Source organism: Allobosea sp. 10L422 (assembly GCF_056395345.1).
Genome location: NZ_JBFTJI010000019.1, coordinates 1 through 13,258, shown reverse-complemented (window position 1 = coordinate 13,258; position 13,258 = coordinate 1). Strand labels below are relative to the sequence as shown.

Genomic DNA, 13,258 nt, shown 5'->3' with positions numbered 1-13,258 from the left:
ATGGATAGGCACGCACACGTCTCGCCTCGCTATTGCACCACATTCAACTGGCGATGCCCGCAGGCTGTGAACGGGACGCACGGGAATTCTACGGCAGATCCATACAGAGCCAAATTCGAGGCCGCGGGATTGAAGCGGACCCATTGCACGTTCTGAACGTCCGGGCTTGCTTTGCAGGGCAAACGGCGTCTCCTCGCCGAGATCAGGCTGGATGCTTCCGCTCTCAAACCACATTCCGCCACGTGAGCGCTGTTCTTCGGGCTTGTCGACCTCTCTGAGGCCCAGAACGTTTCCGGGGGCATCAAACGACCCTATGTCGACGATCCGTTCGGGAATCGGATCGAAGTCCTCGAACTGGTGAAGCTCAACGACCTCTCGCGCCGAAAAGGCAGCCGGGAATCCCTCATTTTCCTCAATCTGAGCGCATATCGCCTCGGAAGACGGCCTCGATGTTGTTCCCATCGGGGTCATGGACGAAAGCGGCATAGTACCCTGGAGGATATCCGCCCGAGCGGATGCCTGGTACTCCGTTGTCGGTGCCTCCGGCGGCCACGGCCGCGCGATGGAAGGCGTCCACCTGCTCGCAGCTGCTCGCCCGGAATGCCGTATGCTGTCGCACCCCGCTCGGATGGAACGTATCGATCCAGAACACCGGGTAGTCGATGCCGAACGCGACACCAGCGAGATCCACGTCGTTTCGATCCGCGGGCTTCATGGTGCGCGAGATGCAGGAGACGACATGCGCTCCGAGAGGCTTCAGGGCCATCTCGTAGAAGTGCGCGGAGCGGGCGATGTCCGATACGCCGATGCCCGTGTGATCGACCAGCCAGTTGGACGCCTTGGTCATGGTTGGATTCCTTCTATGCCGTGCTCGCGCAACTCCCGCGTCCGGCGCGTCGCCGTCAGTTCAGGAAAGGCCACAACTCGCTTACGCACATAATCGAGTAGCGCGTGATCTTATTCGGCCGGCCAACCTGGCGCGGCCCATAGGCCGGCAGCTCCAGGCCCCGCTCGATATTTTTGCGGATCGCCTTGCGATAACGCCCCGTGCGACGCGTGATCGCCGTCGCGGACGGCCTTTGTCGGTGAAGATCCGGGATCATCATCCGTTCTCCAACCTAAGCCGGACCACCGCCGCCGCCCCCTTGGCGGGCATCATCGGCGACGGGTGGAACGCCTGAAGCAGCGGGTGGACCCGGCTGCTTCAGGCAAGGACGCTAGGCAGGGAATCTTCGGCGCCAACCGTCAGGGAGAACTTAACGCCTACTGACAAACACGCCCGGCTCACGGTCAAAAACGCAGTCCGACCCGGCGCGCTGAGGAACTCAGATAACCGCTGCTTGCAGCACCCAGTCCAACCCGGATCGACCTCACTTACCATAATTCTCATCAGAAAACGGCGATGAGGTGGGGGTCTGGATTTTGATGAAGCCGACCCCGCCGTGCGAATGGCAGCTATTGCAGGCCATTGTCAGCGCGGAATAAGCGCGCACGAATTTGCCTCTATCCTTGGCAGCGGCGGCCTGGCGCAGGGCGGTCACATGCTCAGCTGCAGCGTTGACCTCGTCGACCGGAATATTGACGTACAGAACTGCGGCTCGTCTCAGACTCTCGCTAATGCGATCAAGTTGATAGTTAACTAGATCCCAGTTCTTGGAGTTGCCCGCATACCAGAGCTTGATATGACGCAACTGAGTTACGCTCATGATGTCGCCCAGACTGACCAGATTCGAGATTTCTTGCTCTCCTTTCGGTGGCAGTGCAGCGAAAGGAACATCGTCACTCAATGCCATCGCCGTTGAGACGAGAATGAGTGCTGCACTCAAGGCAGTTGCCCTCATGGGTCCCTCCGTCGGCAAGCTGATCGGACCCGCGTGTAAGCGAACCGTCAGGGCTCCCATTCGAAGTCACGATCAAATCACGAGAACCAGCCAAGGTGTTTGATCCAGCGCAAAATAACATTCGCGGTTCGGCGAGCCGCAACCCTGCCCCATGCTCAAAAGGGTCAGAACCTTCGCCTTCAGCGCCTGGGTCTACCGCCAACGGAACGCCGTCTGCGCCTACGGCCTATGCGGCCTGGGCTGTGACAAGTGAGCGGAAGACGCAGCTGCCGATCGTGCCGCGACAATGCCGCAATATCGGAAAGCAGGTGCATCACGATCTAAAATCGCTAAACTGCGCAAACTGCGTCGCAGGCTAATGGCGACGGACTATGCCTACCGTGAGAGCCTATGATCTCCTGCCGACGCCGCGCCCTGCGCGAGACGACATCCTTCACCGCCCAATCCGTGCCCGCAACCGGCGTCATCGCCGCGGGGCTGTTGCATAAATGATGCCTTCGAGGAGCCGTGCCGTCGCCGCCAATACGCTATCGCGTTTGCGGGGTGCGCTGGTGGACAAAACGCTGGTGAGCGGTCTGGCCCTCGCCGTCGCTGCCACGGCTGTGATGGCCCCCGGCAAGGCGCATGCGGCGGACTGGCTGGGCGCCACCGGGGATTTCAACCTCGGTTCGAACTGGGCTGGCGGAGCGGTGCCGACAACGGCGACCTTCACGAACAGCCCCACGGCGGAGCGAAATGTCACCGCGTCCGGCGGTTCGCTCACGCTGCTCGAATACAACAACAACGCGCTCGCCTACACGTTGTCGACTGCCCCCAGCTCGGCTCTGGCTATCACCAACATCACCAATAATTCGACCTTCGAGCAGACACTGTTTGCTGGAGCGGCGGGCGGGTTCATTATCTCTGGCACGGTTACCGGCCCGATGGCGCTTATTGCGGGACCAGCCTCCGGCGTGATGCAATTCGGTGCCGGGAGTTCGGCGGCGGGCTCGCGATTTATCGGCCAGGGCGGATTACTGAATTTAATTATGGGCGCCGGTGATACGCTGTCGATCGGTTCGATCGAAGGCACCGGCATCATAAGAGCCCTTGGGGCGGGACAAACTCTGTCGGTTGGCGGACTGAATTCAAGCACCACCTATGCTGGTACAATTCAGGATATGGTCGCCCTCACCAAGGTCGGTACCGGCGGCCTGACCCTGTCCGGAGCGAACATCTATTCGGGTTTGACGACGGTTTCGGCCGGCACCCTCACGGTCTCCAACGCCAGTGGCCTCGGTGCGGTTTCCAGCGGCACGACGGTCGCCTCGGGTGCGACGCTCGCCTTGACGGGCGGTATCAACGTCGGCGCCGAAGCTCTGACGCTTTCGGGGACTGGCGTGTCAGGGGGCGGCGCTCTCACCAGTTTGAATTCCGGCGTGAACACCTTCCAGGGCGCGATCACTCTGGCGGCAGCCAGTAGTATCAATGTTAATAACACGAGCTCGCTGTATCTTTCGGGCGGCATCACTGGATCCAACACGGATCTGACGCTTGGCGGCTCCAGCAACAACGGCGGCACCATCAGTGGGGTGATTGCCACGGGCTCCGGCTCAATCACGAAGTCCGGCAGCCAATGGACCCTGGCAGGCGCCAATACCTATTCCGGCCTCACCATCGTAAATTCGGGCCCCCTGTTTGTGACAAACAGTCTCGGTCTCGGCTCGACAGCGAACGGAACGGTGGTGGCATCGGGCGCGTCCCTTATACTCGGCGGCAGCGTCAACATTGTCGGGGAGGCGCTCACGCTCTCGGGCAGCGGCACAGGTGGTTTCGGCGCCCTGCAAGCGGGCGGCGGCACGAGCACCTATGGCGGAGACATCACTCTCGCCGCGGACAGCCAGATCAACGCCGGCCTTTTGACCTTTCCAAGTACCTTGACCGTCACCGGCGGCATTACCGGCTCTGGCCAAAATCTGACCCTAGCCGGCCCCGGGACAGGGACTGTATCCGGGGTGATCGCCACGGGGACAGGCGGGCTGACGAAGATAAACACAGGCACCTGGACGCTCACGGGCGCCAACACCTATACTGGCGCAACCACCATCAACGGCGGCACGCTGATCGTGAACGGCTCGCTGGCTTCGTCCAGCGTGAGCGTCGGCAGCGGCACGACACTTGCCGGCTCGGGTTCGATCGCGGGAGCGGTGACGGTCGCCTCCGGCGGAACGCTGTCGGCCGGTAACAGCCCGGGCACGCTCACGGTAGGATCGCTGGCGATCAATGCCGGCTCGAACACCGTGTTCGAACTCGGCACCCCTGGAGTCGCGGGCGGCGCGACCAACGACCACATCATCATCAACGGCAGCGGGGCGACCGGAAACCTGACGCTCGGCGGCACGCTCACGGCCAATGTCGCTTCGGCCGGCTATTATCGCCTGTTCGACGTCACCGGCGGCGGCACGATCAGCGGCAGCTTCTCGTCGCTTGCACTGTCCGCGCCCAGCGTCGCAGGCGCGACCGGGACGGTCTACAGCATGCCTGCCGGCCTGCCGCCGCAGGTCAATCTTGCCGTGCTCGGGGCCGGCCAGATCCTGCAGTTCTGGGACGGCGCTGACCAGACCGGGAACGGTGCCGTCGATGGCGGCCCGGGCACCTGGAATGGCGGCAACACCAACTGGGCGGTGGCGCCGGGCGAGGCGGGCTTCAATGCCCCGTGGCTGAGCTCTGTCGGCGTGTTCCAGGGCATAGCCGGCGCGGTGACGGTGTCCGGCACGCAAAACTTCGACACGCTGCAGTTCACCAGCGACGGCTTTCTGCTGACCGGAGGCGCTCTCGGCCTCGGCGTCGCCGGGGGCGGCATTATCAACACGGCAGCCGGCGTCGCCGCTTCAATCGGCTCGGCCATCATCGATGGCGTCGGGACCAGCCTGACCAAGGTCGGCGCCGGCACGCTGGCGCTGTCCGGCGCCAATAGCTATTCCGGCGGCACGCTGCTCAACGCAGGCACCCTCGCCGTCGGATCGGCGAGCGCGCTCGGCACAGGCACGCTGCAGATGGCGAGTGGGACGACGCTTCGTGCCAACGCCCCTTCTCTCACGCTGGCCAACGCTGTGGCGTTGTCGAGCGGCACCGCCTTCGTCGATACCGGTTCGTTGGATTTTGGCCTGGCCGGCGTCATCAGCGGCGGGGGCACGCTCTCCAAGACGGGCGCCGGGGTCCTGACGCTGTCGGGGATCAACACCTACTCAGGCGCCACCTGGATCCAGCAAGGCACGCTACGGATGGGCGGGTTGGGCGTCCTGCCGAACCAGACGGCGGTTCAGATTTCGGCCGGGGCGGTCTTCGATCTCAACGGCATCGCCCAGACGGTCGGCTCGCTGTCCGGCTCGGGCGACGTGCTCCTGGGCGGCACGACGCTGAATGCCGGAGTTAACAACAGCAGCACGACCTTCTCCGGCACGATCTCGGGCGCGGGCTCGCTGCTCAAGACCGGTACCGGCACGCTGACGCTGAACGGAACGAACACCTACACGAGCGTGACCCAGGTGTTTGGTGGCAGGCTCGTCGTCGACGGCTCGGTCGCGACGCCGGTGATCGTACATGCGGGTGCGACGCTGGCTGGCTCCGGCTCGGTCGGCGCGACCACGATCGGCGGCACGCTTTCGCCGGGCAATTCACCGGGGACGCTGACCGTCAACGGCAGCCTCGTGATGGGCGTCGCATCGACCTATATCGCCGAGGTGCAAGGCACTGTCGCGGACCGGGTCAACGTCACCGGCACGGCCTCGCTGGCGGGTACGCTGCGGATCGTGCCGCTCGGCGGCGCCTACAGCTTCTCCGCCCCCTACACGCTGCTGTCGGCAGCGGGCGGGCTCGGCGGCACGCGCTTCGGCCCGGTCGACACGACCGGCTCCTTCGGCGACGGTGTCACCACTGCGGTGAGCTACACCGTCAACGACGTGCTGCTGACGTTGACACCGAAGCCGCTGGCGCCAATCGTGACACCGACGCTCGGCGTCACAGCGCCGCGCAACGCCGCCTCGGTCGCTTCGGCCATCGACAGTGCGGTGGCCAATCGCGTCGACCCGTCCGCCCTATTTGGGATCTACAACCTGCCGGCGGCGGCGATCCCAGCGGCTGTGAACTCGCTCTCGGGCGAGGTCCATACGGCGGCGCCCGCGATGGCGCATGTCGCTTCAGACCAATTCCTGCGCACGATGCTGGACGGCTCGGGTAGCGGCCGGCTCTCAGGAGCGCCCGGCGGCCCTGCCGGCGTGGCCGGCTTCACAGCCGACCTGCCATCGAGGCAGGATGGGTCGGGACGCCCGACCTTCGATCCGGCGCGCTTCGCACTCTGGGGCGCGACTTTCGGCTCGACCGGACGAACCGACGGCGACCGCGTCGTGGGTTCGGCCAACCGAAACCTCTCCGATGCGCATGTCGCGTTCGGCGCCGACATCCGGTTGGGCTCCAGCACCGTCATCGGCGCCGCAGTCGCGGGTGGCCAGGCGCGAGACTCGCTCTCGGGCGGGCTCGGCAAGGCGGAGGCCGATGTCTTCCAGGCTGGTCTCTATGGCCGCACCACGCTTGGCTCGGTCAACCTCGCCGGCGCGCTCGGCTATGCCCGGCTCGACACCGACACCAGCCGCGCCATCCCGGCGCTGGGCCGCACCGGCGTGGCCGCCTCCTATGCGACGCAGGCCTGGTCCGGTCGAATCGAGGCGAGCCTACCAGTGGCAGGCTGGGGTGGCCTGACGCTCTCCCCGCTCGCCGCCTTCCAGGCGGTGCGGGCGAACAGCCCGGCTGCGGTCGAGCGCGACGCGATGGGCGCGACCGTCGGCATGCTGACGCTGCCGCGGCGCACCGGCATCACCAGCCGCAGCGAGCTCGGCCTGCAGCTCGACGCCAACCTGATCGCGGGCGCATCGCCCGTCACCGGCTTCGTCCGCGCCGCATGGGCGCATTACTACCAGCGCGACGTCGACCTCACCGCCGCGCTCAACGGCCTGCCCGGCGCGAGCTTCGCTGTGAGCGGTGCCAGGCCCGACCGCAATGCGGCGCTGCTCGCGGCAGGAGCCGATATCAAGCTTAGCCAAACCGTCAGCCTCGGCATGCGCGTCGACTCGGAGCTGTCCGGGAACACGCAACGTGTCGGCGGCACTGCGCAGCTCAGGGTGAATTTCTAAGAAACCCGCGACGGCGCCAGCGCCGATCGAGCGGCCGAGACGCGGCCGCGCGATGTTTTCCAGATGATCGCTTCGCCGCGCACGCCTTCCAGCACGATGCGGATTTTCTCTTCGGCTGAAAACTGCCGCCGCGTCGCTCGGCGGATGTCCTTCACGACCTGTTCTGCCGGTGCTTTCGACCAGTCCCAACCAGCGGCTCATCGCCAGTCTTGACGTCGCGCGCCGGCAGATGGAGCGTAAGCGTCGTCCTCAGGCCACGTCCCTGAGAACGGCCTGAGCCGGATAGGCCCATGGCAGCAGTTCATCGATGCGGCTGTTGGGATGGCCGCTGACGATCCTGGCGATGACGTCGGCGAGATAGGCGTGCGGCTCGACGCGGTTGAGCTTTGCGGTTTCGACGAGCGAGGCGATGACGGCCCAATGCTCCGCACCGCCGTCGGAGCCGGCGAAGAGGGCATTCTTTCTGGTCAGGGCCAACGGCCGGATCGAGCGCTCGACGGTGTTGGAGTCGATTTCGACGCGACCGTCATCGAGGAAGAGGCTCAAGCCCTGCCAACGCGAGAGCGCATAGCGGATCGCCTCGGCGAGCTTCGTCTTCTGGCTGATCAGGCTGAGCTTCTCGCGCAGCCATGGCTCCATGGCCTCGAGGATCGGCCTGCTCTTTTCCTGGCGCGCGACCCGACGTGCATCGGCATCATGGCCACGGATCGCGGCTTCGATGCGATAGAGCTCGGCGATGCGCTGGAGGGCTTCGCTGGCGATCGGAGCGGGGCCGGACTGAGCGAGCTCGTAGAAGCGTCGCCGCACATGCGACCAGCACAGGGCCAGGCGAACCTCGCCGCGTTCGGCCAACACCTTGTAGCCGCCGTAGCCGTCGACCTGGAGGATGCCGCGGAAGCCGGCGAGATGAGCGATCGGCCGTTCCGCCTTGCGGTCGGGAGCATAGACATAGACGACGCCGGGTGGATCGGCGCCGCCCCAGAGCCGGTCGTCGCGGGCATAAGCCCAGAGCTGGCCCGTCTTCGTCCGGCCCCGGCCGGGATCGAGCACAGGCGCCGTGGTCTCGTCCGCGAACAGCTTGGGCGAGCTCTTCAGCGCCGCCAGCATCCGTTCATGCACGGGCCGCAACAGAAAGGCGGCGCGCCCGACCCAATCGGCCAGCGTCGAGCGATCGAGCACGACGCCCTGGCGCGCATAGATCTGAGCCTGACGATACAGCGGCAGATGATCGGCGTATTTCGAGACCAGCACCTGGGCGACCGTCGCCTCGGTCGGGATCCCGCCCTCGATCAACCGGGCCGGGGCCGGAGCCTGCACCACGACGTCCTCGCAGGACCGGCAGGCATATTTCGGGCGGCGCAGCACGAGCACACGGAACTGGGCCGGCACGATGTCGAGGCGCTCGGCTACATCCTCGCCGATGCGATGGAGCTTGCCGGAACAGCAAGGACAAGTGTCGCTCTCGATGTCGACTATCATCTCGATCCGCGGCAGATGCGGCGGCAGCGCGCCGCGGTTCGCGCGGCGCTGGCGAGCCCGGGTGGCCTTCTCGGCCGGCGCTGTCTCCTCGGACGCCGCGAACGCAGCGGCTTCGACCTGCTCGGCCTCTTCCAGTCCCAGCAGAAGCTGATCCTCCGGCAAGGTCTCGGCCCGGCGGCCGAAGCGGTGCCGCTGCAACTCCTTGATGATCTGGCGCAGGCGCTCGATCTCCGCTTCCCGCGCGATCAGCATCGCCTGAAGCGTCTCGGGGTCACGGGGAAGCTCTGGCGGGAGCGCGGCCATGACGCCGATTCAATCATATTCGTCAGATGCTTGCGAGCGCTTTCAGCTCGCCGTGACCGGTGCCGCCGCCCGCTGCGGTTCATGGACCCGGCGCCAGTCCAATCCTTCGAACAGGGCCTGAAGCTGGGCCGCCGTCAGCCGCAGGGCTCCGCCCTCGATCTTGGGCCAGCGGAACTCGCCATCCTCCAGACGCTTCGAGACCAGCACCACGCCGGTGCCGTCCCAGAACACCAGCTTCACCCGGTCCGGGCGCTTGGCGCGGAACACGTAGACCGTGCCGGAGAACGGGTCGGCGCCCATCGTCTCGCGAACCAGCGCGGCCAGGCCCTCGGCGCCCTTGCGGAAGTCAACCGGCTTCGTCGCCACCATGACGCGGACCGCGCCGGTCGGGCCGATCACGATCCGGCCTTCAACGCGCCGAGCACCGCCGCGATCGTGGCCGGCGACGCCCCGTTCTCGATCGTCACCCTGACACCGGCGACGTCGATCTCTATGGCTGCCGCGCGGCGCTGCCGAGTGCGCCGCTTCGAGCGTGACGTTGGCGCCGACCGCTCCGGTGCGACGGCAGATTCCGACGCGACCACCGCCGGCACGAACGCGGGCACCGTATCCGCGGCCTTGCGTAGTTCGCGACGCCAGGTGAACAATTGCTGCGGCGACAAGGCATGGCGGCGCGCGACGGCGCTCACCCTCGCGCCAGGCTCGAAGCTCTCCGCCACGATCCGCGCCTTGTCCTCGGCAGACCAATCCCGCCGGCGCCCCGCGCCCGTGAAGACCTCAAACCGCCGAACCGGCTCGTCGATCTCGACGCTCGATTTAAGCGTAAGCTCTGAAATCGTCATATGTCCAAGCCCTCCAGGCTCGGAACATCAACGTTCATGCCCCATCCCGAAAGGTGGGGCCGGGACGCCGCTTACGATGGAGCTGGAGGGATACGGACTCGTGATGAACGCGATCTCGATCGCGCTTAAGATAAGGGCGGCGGTGAATACCCGCTACCATCGATCGGGGTCTGATGCGGGCGAAATAATTAGCCCGCCGCTTGGGAAACGGCGGGCCTCTGACTTCAGTCAGGTCTAGGCGGTTCCGGCCGTCGCCGGGAAACTGGCTTTGCCCTCCTGTCGGTTGCTGCCGACGTTCGGAAGGTCTGCTTGCGGGTCTTCAAATTGGATGACCAGCGTCGTGGAGAAAGCTGGCACAAGCGGCTGGCGAAATGTCGACCTTCAACAGGGCGCGCGTAGTCAGCTCCATTCGGCGACCAGCAGAGATTGGGCGGGCCAGGTATTGAACCGGTATCAGAAGCTCTCCAGCGGCTTGTCCAGATCGAGGCCCGTCTGTTCAAACCCACGCTTGAAATCGGCGATATGACGAAGCATCCATGCGGAAGCTTCGTCAGCATCACGCTCTTTCAGCGCCTTAAGCAGGGCGTGATGCGCATCGAGAATCCGCTTCTGCGTCTTGAGGCGCGGCAAAATCGCCTTGCCTGCCGGCATGAAGAGCTGACTGATCGGCTCGCGAGCAAGGCCGAGGGCACGGTTGCGGGCCGCCTGGGCAATGAGGTCGTGGAACTCGATGTCGAGCCTGACGACCTCGACATGGTCGTTTATCACCTTCTCCATTTCTGCAATGTTCTGCTGGAGTTGAGCCAGTTCAGTGGCTGTGATCCGCTCGGCGGCATAGCGCGCGACCACCGGCTCGATGGCGATCGACGCCTCCCACAACTCGCGAAAGGTCACCTCGTGCAGCCGCAGGAGCCGGCTGGTGCGGGCGGCGGTGGCGTTGAGATGAGGCAGGGTCACCTGCAGGCGCTTGCCCGACTTGCGCTGGACGAGACCGCTCTCCTCCAGCATTCGAATGCCTTCGCGCACGGTCGAGCGGTTGACGCCGAACTGCTCTGCGAGGTGTGTCTCCGTCGGCAGCAGCACGCCAGGCTTGAGTTCACCGCGAACGATCTGCTGTTCGATCGCGTCATAGACGAGCCGGTAGACAGGAGCGGTTTCGAGCTTCTTGAAGGTCTGTTTCGTCACGGCATTACCATCACTGGGCGGGCTTCAGTGAGATCGGTGGGCAGAGATCCGGCAGCACTGTCGTGGTCTTTGCCATAGCATGTCCTGCGCCTCCGGCTAGATATCCACCGGGAAGCGTCAGGAGGTTGGAGCGAAATTTCCCCCGCCAAGCGAAGTATTGATCGCTCATGTCGGCCGAGATCGCTGGAGGGCTTCACGCGGCATCACGGCGATCGTGGCGCTGGCTTCGACGAAGACCGTGCCCTTCTGATCGACGAGACTGCCGTCCAGCTCCACGATAATGCCTTGGAGGGACGGCTTTGGCACGATGCTGCGAACCGTCCAGCGCGCGACCAGCGCAGCGTCCGCCGGCACCGCCTTTCGCAATCGGAAGGAGCAGCCCAGCCCAAGAGAGGCGTTCTCGGGGAAAATGTGGTTGGCGAGGCTGCCGAGCAGCAGGCCCGTCGTCTGTGTGCCGCTGGCAATCAGTCCACCGAAACGGGTCGCGGAGGCGAGATCGGCGTCATGGTGGAGGGGGTTGGTATCGTTTGTCAGCGTCGCGAAGGCGCGTACTGAATCCGGCGTGAAGACGATAGGCGCTTCGGGCCGCAGTTAAAGCGCCGGCGGCTGGACGTTCTGGACGGGCCCGCCGTCGCCGCCTTCTTCGCCGATATCGGCCGGGTCGACGTGCTCTTCAACTGCGCCGGCGTCGTCCAGAACGGGACTGTGCTGGAAGCGAGCGAAGCCGACCTGGACTTCGCCTACGACCTCAACGTCAAGGCGATGGTCCGCACGATCAAGGCCGCGCTGCCCGGCATGCTGGAACGCAAGGCTGGCTCGATCGTCAACATGGCCTCGGTCGCTTCCAGCGTGAAAGGCGTACCGAACCGCTTCGCCTATGGCGTGACCAAGGCGGCCGTGATCGGGCTGACCAAGTCGATCGCTGCCGACTATGTCGCCGAGGGCATCCGCTGCAACGCGATCTGCCCGGGCACGGTCGAGAGCCCGTCCTTGCAGCAGCGATTGAGCGCCCAGGGCGACTACGAGAAAGCACGCGCCGCCTTCGTCGCCCGCCAGCCGATCGGGCGCATCGGAACGCCGCGGGAGATCGCCGACCTCGTCGTCTATCTCGCCGGCGCCACCTACACGACCGGGCAGGCTCACATCATCGACGGTGGCTGGACGATCTGACCGGCACACGCCTGAAACAGAAGAACAAGCGGGCGGGAACAGGAGGATAACGCATGAGTGAGGCTTCATCGCAGAAGCCGGCCGGCCAGATCGGCGGTCGCTACCGCGCCGAGGACCTGCTCGCCCTCGCGCGCAGTCTGTTGGAGCGTGCGGGCATGCCGGCCGACAAGGCCATCGACGTAGCCGACGTGCTCGTCGAGGGCGACCTGCTCGGCAAGTCGACCCATGGCCTCGCCCTGCTGCCGCTCTATCTGCGCGAGATCGAAACAGGCGGCCTGTTGGTCGAGGGCGAGCCGAAAGTTCTCAACGATTTCGGGGCATGCCTGACCTGGGACGGGCGCAAGTTGCCCGGTCCCTGGCTGGCGCGCCGCGCCACCGCCGCAGCGATCGGACGGGCGAAGCGCTTCGGTCTCGGAGCGGTCGCGATCCAGCGCAGCCATCACACCGCCTGCCTCGGCGCTTATCTCCAGCCGGCGATCGATGCTGGCTGCATGATGCTGCTGACGCTGACCGATCCCGGCCATAGCAGCGTCGCGCCCTTCGGCGGGGTAACGCCGGTTCTGACCTCGAACCCGATCGCCTTCGGGGCGCCGGCGCCGGATGCGCCCATCCTGATCGACATGTCCACGGCGCTGATGACCAATGGCGGTGTCGCAGCCTTCCGCCAGCGCGGCGAGGCGCTGCCGCATCCGTTCCTGATGGATGCGCAGGGGCGGCCGACCACCGATCCAAACGTCATCGCTGCCGATCCTCCGGGCTCGATCCTGCCGCTCGGCGGGCTGGAGGCTGGGCACAAGGGCTTTTCGATCGGCCTGATCGTCGAGCTGCTGACCGGCTGCCTCGGCGGGCGCGGGCGGGCCGAGGGCGGCGACGGCTGGAGCGCGGCGGTGCTGATCCTCGTGATCAACCCGTCCGCCTTCGGCGGAGCTGATGACTTTGATCGACAGGTCGAAGCGCTCGTCGGCCTTTGCCGCGCATCGGCGCCGCGATCCGGCTTCGATCATGTGGATTTGCCCGGTTCTCGGGCGCTCGCACGGCGGGATCGGCAGCGAAGCGATGGCGTCCAGCTCTCGGCAGGAATTGTCGCGGGACTTGCCGAGAGCGCGGGGCGGTTAGGGCTCGCGCGGCCGGAGACGAAGTTTCCGGTGCCGTCTAGCGGATCGATCAACCAGACGGTGCCCTCATCTAGAGCGTTAGCCAAGGCCGGGTCACGATCACAGGCTTCCTCGCCCACGATCCTCGCGGATGGATCGAGCTGCAGCAGTTGTTC

Annotated in this window: 10 protein-coding genes and 3 pseudogenes; 3 read left to right on the top strand and 10 right to left on the bottom strand. The window is 65.5% G+C overall.

What is annotated here, in order from left to right:
- Positions 1-412: 412 nt before the first annotated feature.
- The 3 genes and pseudogenes from AC1DEZ_RS25720 to AC1DEZ_RS25710 all read right to left on the bottom strand — a co-directional run bounded on the left by AC1DEZ_RS25720 (position 413) and on the right by AC1DEZ_RS25710 (position 1,841).
- On the bottom strand, positions 413-847 hold the full coding sequence (locus AC1DEZ_RS25720; RefSeq protein WP_476781061.1) for a VOC family protein: 435 nt from the start codon (positions 845-847) through the stop codon (positions 413-415).
- 8 nt (positions 848-855) lie between these two features.
- A pseudogene (locus AC1DEZ_RS25715) lies at positions 856-1,106 on the bottom strand (IS21 family transposase); the annotation flags it as partial.
- Positions 1,107-1,370: 264 nt separating this feature from the next.
- Positions 1,371-1,841 carry a hypothetical protein gene (locus AC1DEZ_RS25710; RefSeq protein WP_476781060.1) on the bottom strand — a complete coding sequence of 157 codons (471 nt, stop codon included), beginning with the start codon at positions 1,839-1,841 and terminating at the stop codon, positions 1,371-1,373.
- Positions 1,842-2,407: 566 nt separating this feature from the next.
- On the opposite strand from AC1DEZ_RS25710, the gene AC1DEZ_RS25705 reads away from it, so the two are divergent.
- Positions 2,408-7,009 (top strand): beta strand repeat-containing protein, encoded by a 4,602-nt coding sequence (locus AC1DEZ_RS25705; protein WP_476781059.1) that lies wholly within the window; start codon positions 2,408-2,410, stop codon positions 7,007-7,009.
- On the opposite strand, the gene AC1DEZ_RS25700 is transcribed toward AC1DEZ_RS25705, so the two are convergent.
- From AC1DEZ_RS25700 to AC1DEZ_RS25675, 6 genes are all read right to left on the bottom strand, one after another.
- Positions 7,006-7,164, bottom strand: a complete 159-nt coding sequence (locus tag AC1DEZ_RS25700) for a hypothetical protein (protein ID WP_476781100.1) — start codon at positions 7,162-7,164, stop codon at positions 7,006-7,008. The genes AC1DEZ_RS25705 and AC1DEZ_RS25700 overlap by 4 nt on opposite strands.
- A 94-nt stretch (positions 7,165-7,258) precedes the next feature.
- The gene (gene tnpC / locus AC1DEZ_RS25695; protein WP_476781058.1) at positions 7,259-8,791 is read right to left on the bottom strand and encodes an IS66 family transposase; all 1,533 of its coding nucleotides are present in this window, start codon (positions 8,789-8,791) and stop codon (positions 7,259-7,261) included.
- Positions 8,792-8,833: 42 nt separating this feature from the next.
- Positions 8,834-9,190: an IS66 family insertion sequence element accessory protein TnpB gene (gene tnpB / locus AC1DEZ_RS25690; RefSeq protein WP_476781057.1), complete on the bottom strand. Its 357-nt coding sequence runs from the start codon at positions 9,188-9,190 to the stop codon at positions 8,834-8,836.
- The gene (gene tnpA / locus AC1DEZ_RS25685) at positions 9,187-9,633 is read right to left on the bottom strand and encodes an IS66-like element accessory protein TnpA (protein ID WP_441510455.1); all 447 of its coding nucleotides are present in this window, start codon (positions 9,631-9,633) and stop codon (positions 9,187-9,189) included. The genes tnpB and tnpA overlap by 4 nt, the downstream gene beginning before the upstream one ends.
- A 453-nt stretch (positions 9,634-10,086) precedes the next feature.
- Positions 10,087-10,818, bottom strand: coding sequence for a FadR/GntR family transcriptional regulator (locus tag AC1DEZ_RS25680; RefSeq protein WP_476781056.1), 732 nt, complete (start codon positions 10,816-10,818; stop codon positions 10,087-10,089).
- Positions 10,819-10,983: 165 nt separating this feature from the next.
- Positions 10,984-11,391, bottom strand: a complete 408-nt coding sequence (locus AC1DEZ_RS25675; protein WP_476781096.1) for a MaoC family dehydratase — start codon at positions 11,389-11,391, stop codon at positions 10,984-10,986.
- 27 nt (positions 11,392-11,418) lie between these two features.
- Here AC1DEZ_RS25675 and AC1DEZ_RS25670 point away from each other — a divergent pair.
- Positions 11,419-11,988, top strand: a pseudogene (locus AC1DEZ_RS25670) (SDR family oxidoreductase); the annotation flags it as partial.
- Positions 11,989-12,041: 53 nt separating this feature from the next.
- A pseudogene (locus AC1DEZ_RS25665) lies at positions 12,042-13,022 on the top strand (Ldh family oxidoreductase); the annotation flags it as partial.
- Here the strand turns inward: AC1DEZ_RS25665 and AC1DEZ_RS25660 are convergent.
- On the bottom strand, positions 12,989-13,222 hold the full coding sequence (locus AC1DEZ_RS25660; RefSeq protein WP_476781095.1) for a hypothetical protein: 234 nt from the start codon (positions 13,220-13,222) through the stop codon (positions 12,989-12,991). The pseudogene AC1DEZ_RS25665 and the gene AC1DEZ_RS25660 sit on opposite strands and share 34 nt — an antisense overlap.
- Positions 13,223-13,258 lie beyond the last annotated feature (36 nt).